The sequence below is a fragment of the Chryseobacterium sp. HR92 genome (genome assembly GCF_045689405.1).
GTDB lineage: Bacteria > Bacteroidota > Bacteroidia > Flavobacteriales > Weeksellaceae > Chryseobacterium > Chryseobacterium viscerum_A.
The window spans coordinates 4843277-4865547 of record NZ_CP139139.1 but is presented as its reverse complement, the minus strand read 5'-3'; the positions used below and the strand labels follow the sequence as shown (position 1 = coordinate 4865547).

Genomic DNA, 22271 nt, shown 5'->3' with positions numbered 1-22271 from the left:
CGTAAATTTCTGAAACCAATCCTGCGGAATTGGAATAAAATAAATCGGAAATATATTTTTACATTGATATTATTTTATCATTTTTACAAAGATTTGTACCACGTCCTATATTATTAACCCTTTTTTCAAAACTGCCTGCATGAGTGAATTAGAAAATATTCTGAGAGAAATAACTCCACTATCTCCTGAGGACAGTTTTCTTGTGTTTGACAGGATCAAGGCTTCATTTGACTTTCCGTATCACTATCATCCGGAAATTGAAATCAACTTTATCTACAAAGGAAAAGGATACCGCAGAATGGTTGGAGATCACACCGGAGAAATAGGAAACATTGAATTGGTTTTGGTAGGACCCAATTTACCACATTGCTGGGCCAATTACAGATGCAAAAACAGGAAAACCCACGAAATCACAATACAATTTAACCAGGATTTCTTTCAACAGTCACTGATGGAGAAAAATATTCTGAAACCCATTAACAATCTGATGAAAGACTCCATCAGAGGAATACTTTTTTCTTCCGAAACTGCCGAGAAACTAAAAGATTCGTTTCTCAATTTATCAAAAATGAACAGTTTTGAATCTTTCATAGAAATTATGAAGATTCTGAATGAGCTGGCAGTTGCAGAAAATAAAACGCTTTTGTCATCATATAGCATTGAACTTGAAACCTTTGCTGATAATGATAAAATGAAAGTTGTACATGATTTTGTACACAAAAATTTTGAAAATAAGATAACCCTGGATAAAGTAGCTTCATTGGTGAATATGAGCAATGTGACATTCAACAGATTTATCAAAAAAAGAACTGGGAAAACATTTATTAACTATCTGAATGAAATAAGAATCAGCTATGCAGCACGTTGGCTGATGGAAAAAAACCTTACCGTTTTTGAAATCGCTTTTGAAGCAGGGTTTAATAATATTGCCAACTTCAATAAAGTATTTAAGTCTATCAAAAAGACAACTCCTACTGAATTTAAAGAGCAATTTAAAGGAGTGAAAAAAATTGAATAACACGCTTTTAAAATTCGCTTTCTATGCATGATTAATTCAATAAAAAACCGGGTATTTATATCCGTTTTTTTTTGATAAAAAAGTAAGATAAATCCTCTTTTTTTGATAGAATTTAATCAGGTGTATTTTGTTGATATTTAAAGGTTTAATCGGGTTTAAATAAAATTGCTGAAAAAATAATATCGTTTTATGATAAAATAGTATTATATCAGACTGGTTACAAAATTTAGATTTGTGAATGTGAATTAAATCTTAACAAAACTTTAAATAATTTAATACATAAACGGCAAAATTTTGTTGAAAAAACAATAATTTTTTTTGTATTGAAAAATAAAGCAATGTAATTGATTCTCAATTAAATCTAACGAATCTATACCTTATGAGAAAAGCAGTTATACCCGTTCTGTTTGTTTTTTCACTTACTGCGAATGCACAGGAGAAAAAATCAGCCGACACTACGAAGACAAACACTATTGAGGAGGTCGTAGTCACCTCTTTGGGGATAAAAAGGCAGGCCCGCTCTTTGACGTATTCCAGTCAGCAGATTGGCGGGGATGAGCTTACAGAAGTGAAGACTCCCAATCTATTAAATTCGATCAATGGAAAAGTATCCAACGTACAGATCAACAGAACCAATGGGGTAGGAAGCTCAGTAAGGGTGATTATGAGAGGAAATAAGTCTGTATCAAACAGCCAGCCATTGTATGTAGTTGATGGTATTCCAATCATCAATGGAACAGGAAAGTCTACAGATATAAGCCAATATGCCAATATGCCGGACCCGGGAGATGTATTAAGTTCCATCAATCCTGATGATATTGAAAGCATCAACTTTCTGAAAGGGGCTTCAGCATCAGCATTATATGGTTCAGCAGGTGGAAACGGAGCTATTTTGATTACCACGAGAAAAGGGAAAATAGGTAAGAGCTCTATCTCTTACAGCACAAGCTTAACGGCAGAAAGAGCTTATAGTCTACCAAAACTGCAGCATAGCTATTTATCTTACGATCCATCTGATCCTGCTCAATCTCCAGGAAATAATATTGAGAGCTGGGGAGCAAAAGGTGCTTCAAAAGACTATCTTAAAGATTTTCTTCAAACCGGAACAACATGGGTAAACAGTCTTTCTTTCCAATCCGGAAACGAAAAATCAACCAACTATTTTTCCATTGGAAATACTACCAATAAAGGGGTGATCCCAATGTCTTATTTTGATCAGTATAACGTTTCTTTCAGGAATTCAAGTAAGTTTCTTGATGATAAACTGACATTGGATGCTAACTTCATTGGTTCCTTACAAGATAGTAAAAACAGACAAACGCCGGGAGCTTCTTTTTCTCCTTTAACGAGTTTGTACTGGCTGCCAAGAGGGGTAGATTTTGATCAATATGGACCTGACAATTATTCTTTCATAGATAAAAAGAGACTTTTACCTGCACAAAACTGGTGGGAGGTAAAGCCAGACGGAAGTTTCAAAGGAAACCCGGAAACCCAAAATCCATATTGGATTTTAAACAGAAATCCGGTTACGGTTAAAAATAAAAATGCATACAGCGCTGTTTCATTATCTTATGAGATTAATCCATGGTTAACAGCACGAGTAAGAGGTAACTATAGCTGGAATAGTTCAGACAGTCAGCGTGATATTTCAGCCTATTCAGCACCGAGCTTATTAGCAGGAGGACAAAATGGAAGAATGCTTAAAAACGTGTATGAAAATTCCTCTACCTATGGTGATGTCCTGTTGATTGGTAGTCCAAAATTAAGTGAATCAATTTCCTTAGACTTTACAGTTGGAGGAAGTGTGAATACCACAAGTAATAAAGTAACACAGATTGATAATGCTTATTTGTCAAATCCCAATTTGTTTGCAGTAAATAACCTGCAGTGGAATGTAGATCGAAGCCCGGGAGATGGATATCATAATATCTACTGGAATCTGAAAAAACAGGTGCGATCAGTCTTTGCAAGTGCTTCGGTAGGATATAAGAATATGTTTTATGTAGATATGACCTTTAGAAATGATTGGGATTCTACTTTGGCATTAACGGGAAGAAGCGGATTTGATTATGAGTCTGTGGGAGCTAATGCTATATTATCTTCTGTTTTCAAACTTCCTGAAGTTATTAATTTCTGGAAAGTAAGAGGATCTTATGCAACTGTAGGATTGGGATTACCAGCCAATATTTCTAATGCAATGGTTGCCTATTATAATGCATATTCTTATGGGGTAGATGCAGGAACGATTGTATATCCGAAAAGTTCATTTGTTACCAGCCGCCCAGACCTTATTCCTCGTCCGGAACTTAATAAAACTTTTGAGGCAGGAACTGAGTTGAGAATGTTTAGCAACAGGTTAAATTTTGATCTAACTTATTATAACTCTAATGCCAGCAACCAGTTGTTGGAGACTACTATAGGCTCTAACTTTGGTGGGATTCCATCAGGTTCATATTATATTAATGCAGGAAAAATTCGCAATACAGGTTTTGAAGCGTCTTTATCATACAAAGTTTTCGGGACAGAAAAATTCGGATGGACAACTACAGTGAATGCTTCAGCAAACAAAAATACAATTGTTGAATTATTCCCATCAACTCTGCCTATTTCAGAAAATCAACTTTTCTCATTAACTGGTGGTGGAGATTTTACAAAACTGAGACTGGGAGGATCTTTTGGAGATCTTTACGGAGTTAAATTCAAAAGAGATGATCAGGGACGTGTTTTAGTAGATGAAAATGGAGTTCCATTAGGTACTACGGGTGATCCTCAATATTTGGGCAATCCAAATCCTAAGTTTATTCTAGGTTTTAATAACTCTTTTAATATTGGTAAACTTGGAATATCTTTCCTTATCGATGGTAAATTTGGAGGTAAAGTATTGTCTCTTACTGAAAAAGCTAATGATTTATATGGGGTAAGCCAGACTACTGCCGATGCAAGAGATGCTGGTGGAGTATCCATTCCAAACGCGGTATATGCTCCGGGGACACCTTTAGCAGGGCAGGCTTATAATGGCGTTACTGATGCAAAAGCATATTATAAGAGAACAGGTGGTGCCGGTGGTATGGGAACAGGAATTGACGAAGCTTATATGTACAGTGCTACAACTGTGCGTTTACGTCAGGCATCCATTTCATACAGCTTTGATATCCAATCAAAATACATGAGAAATGCAACGGTAAGCTTAGTGGGAACCAATTTATTTTTCTTCTATAAAAAAGCACCGTTTGATCCGGAACAAGTATCAGGAAATACACCGGGCGGGGTAGGAGTTGATTCATTTGGACTTCCAGTTACACGCTCAATCGGACTATCATTAAAGGCTAACTTCTAATTTAACGAAAATGAAATTCAATAATATTAAAACACTGGTATTGGGTGCAGCAGTCTTGATGGCTGCTTCAGGATGCAGTGATCTAGATCAGTATAACCAGGAAAAGCTTGGGAATCCTGAAAATATGTATGCGGATTACAACGCGGTTGTTAATCCTTTAAAATCCCTTCAAAGAGGTCTTCAGTCAGATTATCAGCTGTATCCCAATCTAAGTGCGGATATGTTCAGTGGTATGTTCAGTACAGCAACCCCGTTTAATGGGGGCAAGAACAATATGACTTATTTTATGATGGATGGGTGGAATAACAGGATTATTGCCAGACAGCAGGATATCTTCAACTATTCCATCATCATCGATAATGCTGCAAAAAATTTCTATCCTGGAACAGATTTTACAGGGACATTTGCTGTTAAAAAGATTTTAAAGGTAATCACTGCAGCAAGAGTATCAGACAATCATGGTCCGGTAGTGTATAGTAAATATGAAACCCCCAATGCAAACGGGGTAACTGATTTTGATTCTCAGCAAGATGCATATCAAAACTTTATCAATGATCTTACTGTGGCTATTACGGACTTGCAGAAAGTACAGAATATGCCTGCTACAGGAAATGAAGGTGATAAAGCGGCATTAAAGAGAGCTGACCTTGTGTATGGCGGAAATATGGCACAATGGGCAAAATTGGCTAATTCTCTAAAGCTGAGATTAGCGATGAGAATGAGCTATGCTGATCCGGCGAAATCTAAACAATATGCAGAAGAGGCACTGGCTTCAACAGCAGGATTGATTACGGATAATGCGGACAATGCATTGATCAGCGTAGGACAGTCAGAATTAAGCTTTATTATTTATTCATGGGGAGACTGTTTAATAGGAGCACCTTTGATGGCTTATATGAACGGATACAATGACCCAAGACTTCCGGCATATGCTATTCCGGCATCAGATGCTGGTTTGCAAGGGAAATATATAGGAATACGCCAGGGAATTGATTTATTAAATGGTAAATCAACTTACGGAGGATTCTCACAACCACAGGCAAAATCTGCCAATGGAGATTATTTTTCCGGTACTGATGGTAAAATGAAATTATTTACTGCTGCTGAAACATGGTTCCTGAAAGCGGAAGCAGCTTTGAGAGGCTATGCCGGAGCAGGTGATATTCAGACCAACTATACTACCGGAGTTCAGCAGTCTTTCGGAGAATGGGGGAAAAGTGCAAGCGTTGCAACATATCTTGCTGATACAACATCCACAGAAGCTCCTTATATTGACCCGAAAAATGCAGACAACAATGTGCCTGTTGGAAATTCACAGTTAAGTACCATCACGATTGCATGGAATAACGGGGATACCAACGAAAGAAAATTAGAAAGAATTATTACCCAGAAATGGCTTTCCCTTTATCCAAACGGACCGGAAGCATGGGCTGAGCAGAGAAGAACAGGATATCCTATTCTTTTCAAGGTAAGAAAAAATGATAGTGGAGGAGCCATCAATACAGATGTAATGATCAGAAGAATTCCTTTCACGGTTGATACCAAAACTTCATTATATAATTACCAGCAGGCCTCACAAATGCTTAACGGACCTGATACAGGAGGTACCAAACTATGGTGGGATAAGAAATAAAAAAATATTCAGAATCACTCATTAATAAAGAGACATCTCAACATCAGATTTTTATTTGATACATTCATTGAGGCGGGAGAATAGAGTAGAATCTCCAAAAAATTTATAGTTTCGTTTTTTTAGCCTGAATGAATTGTTGAGATGTTCTCTTTTATTTAGAATCTTATTTTTAAATATGGGAAAAAACAACTCCGGAACCCGTCGGATTCAGCCAATTCTTTGGATTTCCACATTATATTTTGCAATGGGTGTTCCCTTTGTAACCATTAATGCGGTTTCAGGAATCATGTATAAAGATATGGGTGTTTCGGATGCACAGATTACATTCTGGACAGCCCTTGTCATGTTCTCCTGGACATTAAAGCCTCTTTGGAGTCCGTTCCTGGAGATCTATAAAACAAAAAAATTCTTTGTTGTTTTTACTCAGTTTGCGATAGGAGTTCTGTTTGCATTAGTAGCCTTAAGTCTGCCAATGCATGATTTTTTCAAATACAGTATTGCCCTTTTTGCAGTAGTGGCATTTTGTGGAGCTACCCATGATGTGGTAGCAGACGGAACGTATATTGGCTTTCTTACCAATAAAGAGCAAGCAAAATATATTGGTTGGCAGGGTGCTTTTTACAATCTTGCCAAGATTATAAGCAGTGGTGCACTTGTTTATTTTGCAGGTGTTTTAGAAAAAACAAAAGGAGTTACCCATGCCTGGATGATCATTATGGTGATCTATGCATTACTGTTTTTTGTATTGGCTATTTATCATTATTTCATTCTGCCAAAAGAAAACAAAGAAGAGCAGAAAGATGGGAAAACTGCAGGAAATGTTCGTGAAGAACTGTTGGAAGTTATTACTTCTTTCTTCACCAAAAAGAAAATTCTGTGGTGTATCCTTTTCATTATTCTATACCGTTTTGCAGAAGGGTTTGCCATCAAAATTGCTCCTTTATTTTTTAAAGCGCCAAGGACATCAGGAGGATTAGGACTATCCACTTCTGATATTGGACTTATTTACGGAACATACGGTTCTGCAGCATTCATTTTAGGTTCTGTACTGGCGGGATATTTTATCTCAGCCCGCGGATTGAAAAGATCTTTGATATGGCTTTGCTGTGCATTCAATATTCCATTTGTGGTCTATGCATTACTGGCTTATTATCAGCCGACAGATCTTTTACCGGTAGGAATTGCCGTGGTAGTAGAATATTTCGGCTATGGATTTGGCTTTGTAGGTTTAATGCTCTACATGATGCAGCAGATAGCTCCCGGAAAACACAAAACGGCCCATTATGCATTTGCAACAGGAATTATGAATCTTGGCGTAATGATTCCCGGAATGTTCAGCGGAATGATCAGTGACTGGATCGGGTACAAAATATTCTTTATCTGGGTATTGATTGCTACCATTCCTGCATTTTTAGCCACCTTATTCGTTCCTTTCCCTCATCCGGAAAATCAGAAAGAACAACAAATCAACTCATAATAATTAAAAATAAAAAGTAAAAATACTTTATGACAGCTCAATCAGTAATGATCCCTTGGCAGGATCGCCCGGAAGGTTGCAATGATATCATGTGGAGGTTTTCCGAAAACCCGATCATTAACAGATACGCGATACCAACATCTAACAGTATATTCAACAGTGCCGTAATTCCTTTTGAGGATGGGTTTGCAGGAGTATTCCGTTGTGACAACAAAGCAGTACAGATGAATATTTTTGCTGGTTTCAGTAAAGACGGAATCAATTGGGATATCAACCATGACCCTATTGAAATGCAGGCAGGAAATACGGATATGATTGAATCCGATTACAAATATGATCCCCGCGTAACCTTCATAGAAGACCGCTACTGGATCACATGGTGCAACGGATACAATGGTCCTACCATCGGAATTGGATATACTTTTGATTTTAAAGAATTTTTTCAGTGTGAAAATGCCTTTCTTCCATTCAACAGAAACGGTGTTTTGTTCCCTGAAAAAATCAATGGTAAATATGCGATGTTGAGCCGTCCGAGTGATAACGGACATACGCCTTTTGGTGATATTTATATCAGTTACAGCCCAGATATGAAGTACTGGGGAGAACACCGTTGTGTGATGAAAGTAACTCCTTTTGAAGACAGTGCATGGCAGTGCACGAAAATCGGCGGAGGGCCGGTTCCTATCAAAACTGAAGAAGGATGGCTGCTTTTCTATCATGGAGTGATCAATACCTGCAGAGGATTCAGATATTCAATGGGAGCAGCTTTGCTTGATCTTGAAGATCCTACAAAAGTATTGTACAGAACGAAACCTTATCTGTTGGCGCCAGCAGAATTGTATGAACTGACAGGAGATGTACCGAATGTGGTTTTCCCTTGTGCAGCATTGACTGAAGGAGATAAAGTAACAGTATATTACGGTGCTGCTGATACCGTGGTTGCTATTGCCTTTGGGTATATCTCAGAAATCATTGATTTTATGAAAAAAAATTCAATTTAATACAGTAATATAAAGTTTAGGAAAATAGGTTAATCATCTTAATTTTCCCTTTTTCTGGGAATTTTATAATGGTTTTCCTATTTTTAAACCAACTTTTAAACAAAAAAATCTCCGATACCTCTCTTATCATGAAAAAAGAACTGTTAATCTGCTTTTTTACCACCCTGATTTCTGTAGCCAATGCCCAGCAAAATAAAAATGATATTTTATCCTGGGTAGATCCTTTCATAGGCACAGGTGGACATGGACATACGTTTCCGGGGGCAACTACGCCATTCGGGATGATACAGCTGAGCCCGGATCAGAATACTAAAAGTGGCGACTGGGACTGGTGTTCCGGATATCACTACAGCAGTAAGACGATCATGGGATTCAGTCATAACCATTTGAGCGGAACAGGATGGGCAGACCTTGGAGATATTTTGGTAATGCCTACTGTTGGACAGGTGAAAATGGTTCCCGGATCTGAAGAAAATCCTGAAACAGGCTACCGTTCAAAATTTACCCATGATAAAGAGATAGCGTCTCCGGGATATTATTCCGTAATGCTGGATAGCTACGGAATTAAAGCAGAACTTACTGCTTCCCCAAGAGTCGGATTTCATAAATATACTTTCCCGAAAAGTAGTGAAGCCAATATCATTATTGATCCTACCAACAAAATCTTCGGAAATATCTACCATACTTTAGTAAGTGTGGAAGGCAATAATAAAATCAAAGGTTACTGCTACAGCAACGGCTGGGGAGGTAAACGGTTTGCTTACTTCGTAATGGAGTTTTCCAAACCGTTTAAGTCTTACGGCGTTTATGCTGACGGAAAAATCAAAAATGATGAAAAAATTGCCCTTGCCAAAGATGCTAAAGCTTTTGTAAGATTCTCAACAGAAGATCAGGAAAGCATTGAAGTTAAAGTATCTTTATCTCCGGTGAGTACAGAAAACGCACAGGAAAATTTTGATACAGAAGCAACAAATGTAGACTTTGCAAAAGCAAAAGAAACCGCTCAAAAGACATGGAGAGATCTGATCGGCAGATTTCAGGTGACAGGAGGTACAGACAGCCAGAGAAAAATTTTCTACACGGGGGTTTACCATACCTTCATTGCACCCAACCTATATATGGATGTTAATGGAGACTATGTTGCCGCTCAGGAAAACATGAATACAAAATGGTTCACCAACTACAGCACCTATTCTTACTGGGATGGATTCAGAGCAACACACCCGCTGTTGACGATTATGGATCAGAAACATACGAAAGAATTTGCCAACTCTCTGATCAGCAGATATACCGATCGTAAAGATCATATGCCAATCTGGGAGCTTTGCGGATATGATAATTTCTGTATGTTAGGATATCACAGTGCTTCGGTAATCTGGGATGCTATTTCAAAAGGAGTTCCTGGTATTGATGCTGAAAAAGCATTTGCTGCGATGAAAGATGCTTCTTTAACGGATAAAATGAGCAGCAGCGATGGTGGTGGCGGTCTTAATGATTATATCAAATTAGGCTATACCCCATCAGAAAACGGAGCTTCTGTTTCTGCAACACTGGAATATTCATACGATGACTGGTGTATTCAACAGCTTGCTGAAAAATTAGGTAAAAAAGAAGAATCAGAGGTATATGAAAAACGTTCTATGAACTTCCTGAATACCTTCAATAAAGAAAATAATCACTTCTGGCCAAGACAGAAAGACGGAAAATTCTTAGCAGATTTCACCCTTAACGATTGGAAAAAGCTTCAGCCACACTGGGTTTCAGGAAACATCTGGGCTTACGATTTCTTTGTTCCGCACCAGATTGATGAAATGATGAATCTATATGGAGGGAAAAAAGGATTTGAAGAAAAACTGGATAAAACCTTTACAGAAGCGTTGCATATGGAAGGAGAGCAGCACGTAGATATCTCAGGATTTATCGGGTCTCTAGGATTCGGGGATGAGCCGGGGCATCATGTTCCATACCTGTACAATTATGCAGGAAGCCCTTACAAGACTCAGAAAATGGTAAAATATATCCGTGACAATATGTATGCGGCTAAACCAGACGGAATCGTGAATAACGAGGATTGCGGACAAATGTCAGCATGGTATATTTTCTCATCATTAGGATTTTATCCTGTGACGCCAGGGAAACCTGTTTATGCCATTGGAGCACCACAATTCCCGAAAGCTTCTTTAAAGCTTGAAAATGGAAAAACGTTTACCGTGATTGCAGACAAAATATCTGATAAGAACATTTATGTACAGAAAATGTTCCTGAACGGGAAAGAATACAAAAGCTGGGAGCTGAACCACAGCGATATCATGAACGGTGGTGAATTGAGATTCGTAATGGGGAGCAAACCTGTAAAATAAGACTAATAAAAATAAACGAAACAAAGTATCAATGGAAAGGAGAAATTTTATTAAAACAAGTGCACTGGCAGGAGCCGGATTGCTGTTTACTCAGAATGTTTTTGCTAAAAATTTAGTATTGGATGATTTTCCTGTTGTCCGTGTTCCTAAAGATAAAAGACATTTTACCAGCGAATCCGTAGAAAGTGCTATTGCAGCCTTTAAAAAGAAAGTAAAAAACAAAGAATTAAGCTGGCTTTTTGAAAACTGTTTCCCGAATACATTGGATACTACTGTTTACTATACGGAAACCGGCGGAACACCGGATACCTATGTGATCACTGGGGATATTGATGCCATGTGGCTTCGTGACAGTTCCGCACAGGTTTTCCCTTATCTGCAGTTCTCGAAAAAAGATGAAAAACTTCATAAGCTGATCTCAGGAGTAATCCATAAACAAACGACATTCATCCTGAAAGATCCTTATGCGAACGCTTTCTACAATGACGATCAGAAGATCAGTAAATGGAAAGAATATGATCATACCGATATGAAGCCGGGTACCCACGAAAGAAAATGGGAAATTGACTCTCTTTGCTATCCTATCCGTCTGGCATACCACTTCTGGAAAACTACAGGAGATACCAAACCTTTCGATGCCAACTGGCTGAAAGGAATCAAACTTACGCTGCAGACCTTTACAGAACAGCAGAGAAAACATGATCTTGGGCCTTACAAATTCGAGCGTACCACAGCTTGGGCTACAGATGGAGTTCCTATGGGGGGATATGGTTATCCAACAAAGCCTGTGGGATTGATCAGCTCTATGTTCCGTCCAAGTGATGATGCTACTATCTACGGATTCCTGATCCCTTCTAACTTATTTGCGGTAGTAAGCTTACGCCAGGCAGCGGAAATGGTTTCACAAATTAAAAATGAAAAAACGTTGGCTCAACAACTGAACAGCCTTGCTGATGAGGTAGAGGCAGCCATCAAAAAATACGGAATTTACAATCATCCTGAATTTGGAAAAATCTATGCTTTTGAAGTGAACGGCTTCGGAAGTTACAATCTGATGGATGATGCAAACTGTCCAAGTTTGTTAGGATTACCTTATCTGGATGCGGTGAAAGCTGATGACCCTGTTTATTTGAATACAAGAAAATTTGTGTGGTCAGAAAACAACCCGTTCTTCTTCAAAGGTAAGCTGGCAGAAGGAATAGGAGGTCCACATATCGGGCTTGACATGATCTGGCCAATGAGTATCATAATGAAGGCACTCACTACCAAAGACAAAAGTGAGATCAGATGGTGTATAGATACCTTACAGAAAACGCATGGAGGAACAGGCTTTATGCATGAATCCTTCCATAAAGACGATTCCAAAAAGTTCACCAGAGAATGGTTTGCATGGGCCAACACGTTATTTGGAGAATTACTATGGAAAACCTTTAACGAAAACCCAGAGCTACTGACATAGCACACCCTTTTATATGGCTTTTTCATCTGAGATTCCTTCCCGAAAAAGAAGGTATCAGGGGAATGCTATATAAAATTTACACACCAAAAACACCTTAAAAAAATTATACAATGAAAAAAAAATCCATCTTTACCGCACTGGTTGCCATGATGCTTCAGTCTGGTTCTCTGATTACCGCACAGCAGCTTAATCCTACCGGAATATGCTATGTGGAAGTGAATAACAACAACCTCCTGAATGCAGGAGCGTACAAACTGCAGACATCGAATAGCTATCTGTTTAATGTTGTAAATATTTTTGCGGCCAATATTAATTATGATACCAGCCGTGGAAGAGCTTATCTGTATTCCAATAACAACGTTACCAAAGTTCTTACCAATGCAGATACCTACATAAAGCCGCTTCAGCAGAAAGGAATGAAAGTAGTGTTGACTATTCTGGGAAATCATCAGGGTGCAGGGATCTGTAATTTTCCTACCCGTGAAGCCGCAAAAGACTTTGCATTGCAACTTGCCAATACAGTGAATACCTATGGTCTTGATGGAATTGATTTTGATGATGAATACTCAGAATATGGAAAAAACGGAACAGGCCAGCCTAACGACAGCTCTTTTGTCATGCTTGTTCAGGAGCTGAGAGCATTATTACCCAATAAGATTATTTCATTCTATTATTATGGAGATGCCGCTTCAAGACTTTCCTGGAACGGAGCGAGAGTAGGAGACAACGTCAATTACAGCTGGAACGCAATGTACGGAACATTCTCTGCACCCAATGTACCTCCTCTTACCAAAGCACAAATCTCTCCGGCAGCTGTATGGATGGGAAACACTTCCAATTCTACAACCACTAGCCTTGCTACACAGACCAAAAATGGAGGATACGGAGTATTCATGTGGTATGATTTGCATGGAACGAATGAAACGTCACAACTTTCTGCAGGAACTCAGACATTATACGGAGAGCAGACTGTTTTAAGCGGTACTTTACAGTCGTGGACACAAGGAACCAATTGTGATGCGCCTATCGGGTTGTACACAAGTAATCTTACGGGAACAAGCGCAAAACTGAACTGGTCAGCCGTAGGAACCAACACTTATGATATTGATTACAAACCAGCTTCTTCAACAACATGGACGAATGCTGTGTCTGCAACAAGCTCTACTTCTGTAACAATTTCCGGATTAACAGCCAATACCGAATATGACTGGAGAATCAGAACCAATTGCAGTGTGAAAAGTGCCTATATGTTTGCTCCAAGATTTACAAGCACTTCAGGAACAACGCCTACAGGTTCTTACGCATTATCTCTGGATGGAAGCAGTGAATCTGGAGCAGCCGGAAGCATGAATTTAAGCGGCTCTGCATTATCTTTTGAAGGATGGATCAAACCTTCATCATTCAAATCAGCATCACCATATATTTCCTCGATCATGGGAACAGAAGTAAGCGACAGCAATTCTGCGTTTTTACGATTGGGAGATGCGAGCCTTGCTAATAATAAACTTCAGTTTGTGGTAAGTATTAATAATGTACAGCAAAAACTGGCTTCTGCAACAGCTCTGAATGCCAATACCTGGTATCATGTGGCGGCTACCTATGACGGTGCCAATATGAAAATTTACATCAATGGTGTTCTGGATGCAACTAAAGCACAGACCGGAAGTGTGAATTCAACAGGTGCATTCAACGTAGGATATTTATATAATACATCTAGAAATTTCAATGGTAAAATAGATGAGGTAAGAGTTTGGAAACGCGCCTTGAGCCAGACGGAAATCAGTCAGAATATGTGTAATGTTTCTGTTCCTGCCACTTCACTGGCTGCTTACTGGAAGTTTAATGAAGGAAGTGGTTCTACAGTTCAGGATACTTCCGGAAATGGTGTGACTTTAACGTTAACAGGAGTAGACGCTTCCAATTGGGGAACAGATGTACCATGTACAACGGGAAGCTCACTATTAGCTAGAACCGCAGGAAGTCAAAAGGCGATAAATGCAGGACAAACAAGCATTAAAAATCAAATAAAACTATATCCTAATCCGGTAAGCAAATCTTCATCACTTACAGTTTCTGTTCCGGATGAATACAGCAAAGGAAAATTAACGGTATATGATTTTAATGGAAGAATTGTAGACACAAAATCGCTGAATTCAGGAAACAATCAATATGAATTGAGCAGAATCTCAGCAGGAAACTACATCGTTCAGTTTGAATCTCATGATGGAAGCTTAAAACAATCCGAAAAACTAATTGTAAAATAATAAAACTCAGTCATTGGGCTTCGGCCCAATGATTTTTTCTACTACAAAATTGATATACTATGAGAAAAAAATCCTTTTTTATTCCCTTAATGGCCCTGATGCTCCAGACAGCCCCGCTGCTCAAAGCACAGCAGCTTGATCCTTTGGGAGTCTGTTATGTGGAAGTGAACAACAATAATATGCTGAATGCCGGTTCCTATACTTTGCAGAATACCAACAGACAGCTTTTTGATGTTGCTATTATTTTTGCAGCGAATATCAACTACGATGTTTCCAAAAACCGGGCTTATATTTCAAACAATAACAACGTTACCAAAGTTCTGAATGATGTTAACACCTATGTAAAACCTTTACAGCAAAAAGGAATAAAAGTATTACTCGATCTTTTAGGAAATCATCAGGGAGCAGGAATTTCTAATTTTCCTAACCAGGCGGCGGCAAAAGACTTCGCTCTGCAGGTCGCTCACACTGTTTATACCTACGGTCTGGATGGGGTAGACCTTGATGATGAATATGCAGGATACGGAAATAACGGAACAGGACAGCCAAATAACAGCTCCTTCGTAATGCTTTTGCAGGAATTGAAAGCGGCAATGCCGGATAAACTGATTACATTCTACTACTACGGTCCGGCTACAACCAGACAAACTTATAATGGAGATTTAGCAGGAAATTATATCAATTACACATGGAATGCCATGTACAGTACATACAACGCACCTGTTGTTCCACCTCTTGATAAATCCAAAATCTCTGCAGCTGCAACCTGGATACAAAACTCGAATCCAAGCTCAACTTCTGCCACTACACTGGCAAGCTTAGCTACCAGTACAAAAAATGACCAATATGGTGTATTTATGTGGTATGATTTGCCGGGAACCAATGTAGCCAGCTATCTGAGCACAGGTTCTAACATTCTCTACAATGAAAATACACTCTTAAGCGGTCAGTTATATTCATGGTCTCAGGGACAAACCTGTGATCCGCCATTGGGACTTGATGTCTCCAACGTGACAGGAACTTCAGCTCAGCTGAACTGGACTTCCAATGCTTCCCAGTCTTATAATATTGATTATAAACCAGCCAATTCAACGGTATGGACGAATGTGGCTAACAATTATTCAGGAAATAATATTGTCATCAACAACCTTACCCTGAATACCAATTATGATTGGAGAATACAGTCCAACTGTTCTCCTACATTGACGAGTACTTATATTTTTGCACCAAGGTTTAACTCCGGAAGTGGCTGCACTACGCCATCAGGATTAACTTCCGGAAGTTTCCTTGGTAATACGGCTCAGTTATCATGGGATGCAGGAAATGCAACTTCATATACACTACAGTATAAAACAGCCGCCGCTACAACCTGGTCTGAAATTCCGAATATTACAACCAATTCCTATTCATTACAAAACCTGACAGCCAATACTAGTTATGTATGGAAAGTACAGGCTTCATGTGCGGGAGGAACTACAAGTACCTATTCAGGAGAAGGATCATTCAATAGTGGTTTTGCTCCGGTTACAAGTCCGGGTGCAAGATCTCTTTCATTCAATGGAAGTACACATTATCTTAATGCAGGACAATTTAACCTGAGTGGAAACGCGGTAACCTTTGAAGGATGGGTAAAAGTAAATGCGTTCAAAACAGGGTTCCCGTATATTTCGTCAGTGATGGGTGTTGAAGTAGGAGATAACAACTCGGCTATGCTTCGTTTCGGAGACGGAAACCTGGCGAATAACAAACTTCAGTTTATATTGAGTTTCGGTTCATCACAGGTGAAACTGAATACCAATACAGCATTCAATACCAATACATGGTATCATATAGCAGCCACTTATGATGGTGCAGCAATGAAGATCTATGTCAATGGTAACCTTGATGCAAGCTTTGCAGTAACGGGTAACTTTACAGCAAACGGAATTCTTTATCTGGGAAGAAATTATGACAATTCCCGTACAATTAATGGTTTTCTTGATGAATTCAGAGTCTGGAAAAAAGCGTTAACACCACAGGAAATATTGAGCAACAGCTGTAATGTTCCTGCCAATTCTACGGGTCTTGAAGCTAACTGGAAAATGGATGAAGGAAGTGGAATGGGAGCTTTAGATGCTACGGCTAACACTCATTTTGCAACCCTGATCAATATGACAGATGCCAACTGGAGAACAGATGTTGCCTGCACTTCTTCTCTTGCAGTAAAAGATATTGAATCTGTAAAAGAGAACAGCGCTGTCTATCCGAATCCTGTGAAAAGAGGAAATGATATTCATTTTGCTATCAGTGACAGTTCAACGAGTGAAGTGGCATTGTATGATGTTTCAGGAAAACTGTTCAAAAAACAGAATATTAATCAAAATAATAACGCAGTCAATACACAGGATTTAATCAGTGGTACTTATATTTACAAAATTACATCCGTAAATGGTAAAGTAGTATCAACTGGTAAAGTAATTGTGAAGTAAGATTCAGATAATAAAATAGTTGCTAAAATAAGTCTGAAATACGAAGCAGACAGACAGGGGTGTACTTCTGTTTGTCTGTTTTTTCAGTCTGAGGAATGTCTTGAATTTAAAATAATAAATAATGCAGAATATAGTAGGAATAGATATTGGAGGGTCGCATATCACGCTGGCTCAGGTAGATCCGGAAAAACGTGAAATCATTTCATCAACCTATGTAAGAGAACATGTAGATGCTTTTGAAAATAAAGAAGTTATTTTCTCCGCATGGGTTTCGGCTATTCATAAAGCGGCTCATGATCTGGTAAAAGAAGATCTTTTAATTGGTATTGCAATGCCGGGACCTTTCGATTATAACAACGGAATATCACTGATGCAGCAGGGAAAATTTATTGATATCTATCAGGTCAATATTAAAGAAGAGCTGGCAAAAAGGCTGGGAATTTCTCAGAAACAGATTCATTTTGTAAATGACGCTGCTGCCTTTATGGAAGGAGAGGTATTTGGAGGCTGTGCTCAGGGATTCAACAGAATTTTTGGAGTCACTCTTGGAACAGGATTGGGAACAACTTTCTTCAACGGAGAGTTTGCTACGGATGAAGATTTATGGGATTCTCCTTTCAGGGACTCTATCTGTGAAGATTATCTGGCAACACGTTGGTTTGTGAACCGCTATAAAGAACTTACCGGAGAAGAAATTTCAGGAACTAAAGATTTGTTGGATAAACCAGCTGAAATGCAAACCAGAATATTTGATGAATATGCAGACTCTTTCTCAGAATTTATTGTCAGATATGTAGACCATTACAAACCGGAAGTTTTAGTTATAGGAGGAAATATTGCCAAAGCATATCCTCATTTTGAGCAAAGATTTATTCAGAATTTAACAAAGAATAATATTAACTTGCAGGTTAAAATTTCGGCTATATTTGAAGATGCAGCCATTCTTGGAGCTGCCAGCTATGCACTAAAAAAGCTTATATAAATGAACAAACGAAAAGATACAATGAAGTTTATATTTTCTACTTGCTTACTTTTATTACAGGCCTGGGCTTTAGGTCAGAATGTATCTCCCGTAGACTACGTGAATCCTTTGATGGGAACTCAATCCAAACCTTCATTATCTAATGGAAATACTTATCCGGCAGTCGGACTTCCATGGGGAATGAATATCTGGACACCACAGACTGGTAAAATGGGCGATGGATGGGCATACACTTACGATGCAGATAAAATAAAAGGATTTAAACAGACTCATCAGCCATCTCCCTGGATGAACGATTATGGCGCATTTGCCATCATGCCGGGAGTAGGAAAAGTGAAGTTTAAAGAAGACGACAGAGCAAGCTGGTTCAGCCATAAAGCTGAGGTTACGACACCTTATTTCTATAGTGTTTATCTGGCTGACATCAATGTGACCACAGAATTTACCCCTACGGAAAGAGCTTCTTATTTTAAATTCGATTTTCCAAAGACAGACAGTGCTTACGTAGTGGTTGATGCATTAAACAAAGGTTCTTACATCAAAATTTTACCAAAAGAAAGAAAAATTCTGGGATATACAACGAAATATTCTACCGGGAAATATGAGAACTTTAAAAACTACTTTGTCATTCAGTTTGATAAAGATTTTGAACTGACAAAAACCTGGAAAGACGATAAACTGATCAATGATCAATTAGAAATCACCAGCGATCATACAGGTGCTGTAGTAGGGTTTAAACTTAAAAATAAAGAAACGGTTTATGCAAAAGTAGCCTCTTCATTCATCAGCTTTGAACAGGCAGAACTGAATCTTAAAAGAGAAATCGGAAACAGAAATTTTGAACAGGTAAAAACCGATGCTAAAAATATCTGGAACAAAACATTAGGAAAAATAGACGTAAAAGGAGGAACCGATCAGCAGATGAGAACCTTTTATTCCTCTCTATACAGAACTTTATTCTTCCCGCAGAAATTATATGAAGTAGACGCTCAGAACAAAATAAAACACTGGAGCCCTTACAACGGTAAAATTGTTGACGGAAGAATGTTTGCAGGAACTGGTTTCTGGGACACCTTCCGTGCTTTGTATCCTTTCCTGAACCTTGTTTACCCTAGTATCAATGTGGAAATGCAGGAAGGATTGACCAATGCTTACAAAGAAGGCGGTTTCTTACCAGAGTGGAGCAGCCCGGGATATTCTGATATTATGATTGGAAACAATTCTGCCTCCGTAGTAGCAGATGCTTACATCAAAGGACTTCGAGGATATGATACGGAAGCACTTTGGCAGGCAGTAAAACACGGAGCGAATAATGAAGGTCCTATAGAAGCTGTAGGCCGTGCAGGAGTAGAATATTACAATACATTAGGCTATGTACCTTACGATGTGAAAATCAATGAAAATGCAGCAAGAACATTGGAGTACGCTTATGATGATTTTTCAATCTATCAGTTAGGAAAAGCACTGGGAAAACCTGCTTCAGAGATTGATATTTATAAGAAAAGAGCTTATAATTACAAAAATGTATTTGATAAGGAAACAGGCTTAATGCGAGGTAAAAATAAAGACGGTAATTTCCAGAAACCTTTCAATCCTTTCAAATGGGGAGATGCATTTACAGAAGGAAACAGCTGGCATTACACATGGTCTGTTTTCCAGGATATCGACGGGTTGGCAGAGTTGATGGGCGGGAAGAAGAAATTTGAAGCCAAATTAGATGAGGTATTTTCATTGCCGCCGGTTTTTGATGACAGCTATTATGGTGGCGTGATCCACGAGATCAGAGAGATGCAGATCATGAATATGGGTCAGTATGCTCACGGAAATCAGCCTATTCAGCACATGATTTATCTGTATAATTATGCAGGAGCTCCTTACAAAACCCAATATTGGGCGAGACAGGTGATGAATAAACTGTATCATGCAACACCAGACGGATATTGTGGGGATGAAGATAACGGACAGACTTCTGCCTGGTATATTTTCTCTGCTCTAGGATTTTATCCGGTAACGCCTGCAACGGATCAGTATGTATTAGGTGCACCTTTATTTAAAGAAGCTACCATTCATCTTGAAAATGGTAAGAAAATTGAAATAAAAGCTCCGGAAAACAATGCTGAAAATCTATATGTAAAATCACTGAATGTAAACCAGCAGCCTTATTCTAAAAACTGGCTTAGCCATAAAGAACTTGTGAAAGGAGCTGTTTTAGATTTTAAAATGGATAACAAACCTAATAAAGAAAGAGGTTCACAGGAAAAAGATTTTCCCTATTCAATGTCAAAAGAAGAATCAAATAAATAATTTTAAAATTAAAAATATAGCTGTATGAGTACAGAAAAAAAAGAAATATTCGAGAGAGTAGAGAGTATGCTGCAGGGACAGGGGTTTAACATCGCAGCAAAAGATGATACAAGACCATGGGGAGGCTTCTTTGTAATTGATGAAACACAGGCTCAGGATTTTGCCAATCAGTATTTTGATGGGATTGATGTAGACAACCTGAGAATAGGAGGAAAGTTGAGTCCGAAAATTCTTATCGTTGCTCCGGAAGCAAGATTAAGCTGGCAGTACCACCACAGAAGAGCCGAAATCTGGCAGGTAGTGGAAGGAACTGTAGGAATCAAAAGAAGCAATACCGATGAAGAAGGAGAATTGGGAGAATATGGTCCAAAAGATCAGGTGAAACTTCAGCAGGGTGAAAGACACAGACTGATAGGTCTTGCAGGCTGGGGAATTGTAGCTGAAATCTGGCAGCACACCGATGCCTCCAATCCTTCAGACGAAGATGATATCGTAAGAGTACAGGATGATTTTGGAAGATAATCCAAAATAAGTAAATAGTAAAAATCCCGTTTTAGTAAGTCATAGAGCACTAAAACGGGATTTTTTATTGAAACGGAAATTGTAAACAGGTGTTTATTCTTCCCAGTTTCTTTCTATTTCTTCCAACGTTTTTCCTTTGGTTTCGGGAATCATTTTCCAGATAAAGAATAAGGTAATGATAGCAACTGTCATATAAATCCAGAACGTATAGGCATTTCCCACAGATCCGATAAGAACGGGAAAAGTTTGAGACACCAGAAATACGGCAAGCCAAAGAAAGAAAGTAGCTGCAGACATTGCCGTAGCACGGGCTTTTGTAGGGAAAATTTCTGCAATCACAACAAATGTCAAAGGCCCCAATGACATGGCAAAGCAGGCAATATAACCTAGGATTGCGATGAGCACCAGATATCCCTGCTGCTGAGTATAAAAAGCAAAACCTACAATAAACAGACAGGCAGCCATCCCGGAAATTCCCAGCAGAAGAAGCTTTTTCCGGCCCCAGAGATCTACATATTTTATAGCCACGAAAGTGAAGATGAGGTTGATAATGCCTACCATAATGGTCTGTATAAATGCAGAATCAGATCCTACACCTGTTGATTTGAAAATCTCAGGAGCATAATACATAATGGCATTGATTCCCGTAATCTGTGAAAATACAGCGAGTAAAATACCAATAATAAGGGCTCTTTTTAATTTCGGCTCTTTGATATTGGAAAAAGAAAATGGAGTTTCATCTTTCAGAGATTCAGTAATAGATTCCAGTTCCTCATTAGCAGCTGTTGATCCATTTATTTGGGTAAGAATACCTAATGCTTCAGTATTCCTTTTCTGTTTTGCCAGCCAGCGAGGGCTTTCAGGTACGGTAAGCAGTAACAGGATAAAGATGATTGACGGAATCACTCCCGATCCGAACATCCAGCGCCATCCTGTAGAAATATTCCAGTTTTCATCATGAATACCTGCGATATAAGCATTCACGAAATAAATAACAAGAATACCTGTCACAATTCCCAGCTGAAAGATCGATATCAGACGCCCCCGAATAGCTGCAGGAGCCATTTCTGAAATATACATCGGAGAAAGCATTGAAGCAATCCCGATTCCCATGCCGCCAATAATCCGGAATATAACAAAAATCCAGAGGCTGGAAGCCAGGGCGGTTCCTACAGAAGAAATAGTGAATAACAAGGCAGAAAGCATTAATACTTTTTTCCTTCCTACCTGATCACTGAGTTTCCCGGAATACATGGCCCCGATGATGCATCCTAGTAAAGCACAGGAAGCCACCCAGCCAGTCATCACATCAGAAAGCTGGTAATAAGTCTTCATAAAACCAATAGCTCCCGAGATCACAGCAGTATCATAGCCGAATAATAAACCACCTAGAGAAGCTACCAGAGTTGATTTATAAATAATATTTGAAGAGGTGTTTGTTGACAT

13 protein-coding genes are annotated in these 22271 nt (G+C 38.8%); 12 read left to right on the top strand and 1 reads right to left on the bottom strand.

Annotated features, from left to right (window positions below; all coding sequences use genetic code 11):
• Positions 1 to 139 precede the first annotated feature (139 nt).
• The 12 genes from SFA27_RS21990 (at position 140) to SFA27_RS21935 (ending at position 20825) form a co-directional block, all read left to right on the top strand.
• Complete coding sequence (locus SFA27_RS21990) at positions 140 to 1018, top strand: helix-turn-helix domain-containing protein (protein ID WP_047376302.1); 879 nt, start codon at positions 140 to 142, stop codon at positions 1016 to 1018.
• 379 nt (positions 1019 to 1397) lie between these two features.
• A complete protein-coding gene (locus SFA27_RS21985; RefSeq protein ID WP_081995452.1) occupies positions 1398 to 4355 on the top strand; it encodes a SusC/RagA family TonB-linked outer membrane protein in 2958 nt (985 codons plus the stop codon).
• Positions 4356 to 4365: 10 nt separating this feature from the next.
• On the top strand, positions 4366 to 5988 hold the full coding sequence (locus tag SFA27_RS21980) for a SusD/RagB family nutrient-binding outer membrane lipoprotein (protein WP_407294911.1): 1623 nt from the start codon (positions 4366 to 4368) through the stop codon (positions 5986 to 5988).
• Between the two features lie 175 nt (positions 5989 to 6163).
• Positions 6164 to 7465, top strand: a complete 1302-nt coding sequence (locus SFA27_RS21975) for an MFS transporter (RefSeq protein ID WP_407294910.1) — start codon at positions 6164 to 6166, stop codon at positions 7463 to 7465.
• Positions 7466 to 7494: 29 nt separating this feature from the next.
• Complete coding sequence (locus SFA27_RS21970) at positions 7495 to 8466, top strand: glycoside hydrolase family 130 protein (protein WP_047376309.1); 972 nt, start codon at positions 7495 to 7497, stop codon at positions 8464 to 8466.
• 128 nt (positions 8467 to 8594) lie between these two features.
• A complete protein-coding gene (locus SFA27_RS21965; RefSeq protein ID WP_407294909.1) occupies positions 8595 to 10826 on the top strand; it encodes a GH92 family glycosyl hydrolase in 2232 nt (743 codons plus the stop codon).
• A 31-nt stretch (positions 10827 to 10857) separates the two neighbouring features.
• Complete coding sequence (locus SFA27_RS21960) at positions 10858 to 12285, top strand: glycoside hydrolase family 125 protein (protein ID WP_407294908.1); 1428 nt, start codon at positions 10858 to 10860, stop codon at positions 12283 to 12285.
• A 110-nt stretch (positions 12286 to 12395) separates the two neighbouring features.
• Complete coding sequence (locus SFA27_RS21955) at positions 12396 to 14549, top strand: endo-beta-N-acetylglucosaminidase H (RefSeq protein ID WP_407294907.1); 2154 nt, start codon at positions 12396 to 12398, stop codon at positions 14547 to 14549.
• 59 nt (positions 14550 to 14608) lie between these two features.
• Entirely contained in the window at positions 14609 to 17017 is a 2409-nt protein-coding gene (locus SFA27_RS21950) for an endo-beta-N-acetylglucosaminidase H (RefSeq protein WP_407294905.1), read from the top strand.
• A 121-nt stretch (positions 17018 to 17138) separates the two neighbouring features.
• Positions 17139 to 17999 (top strand): ROK family protein, encoded by an 861-nt coding sequence (locus tag SFA27_RS21945; RefSeq protein ID WP_407294904.1) that lies wholly within the window; start codon positions 17139 to 17141, stop codon positions 17997 to 17999.
• A 21-nt stretch (positions 18000 to 18020) separates the two neighbouring features.
• Positions 18021 to 20303 (top strand): GH92 family glycosyl hydrolase, encoded by a 2283-nt coding sequence (locus tag SFA27_RS21940; protein WP_052184664.1) that lies wholly within the window; start codon positions 18021 to 18023, stop codon positions 20301 to 20303.
• 24 nt (positions 20304 to 20327) lie between these two features.
• Positions 20328 to 20825, top strand: a complete 498-nt coding sequence (locus SFA27_RS21935) for a phosphoheptose isomerase (RefSeq protein ID WP_047376315.1) — start codon at positions 20328 to 20330, stop codon at positions 20823 to 20825.
• Positions 20826 to 20918: 93 nt separating this feature from the next.
• Here the strand turns inward: SFA27_RS21935 and SFA27_RS21930 are convergent, their stop codons facing one another.
• Complete coding sequence (locus SFA27_RS21930; RefSeq protein ID WP_407294901.1) at positions 20919 to 22271, bottom strand: sugar porter family MFS transporter; 1353 nt, start codon at positions 22269 to 22271, stop codon at positions 20919 to 20921.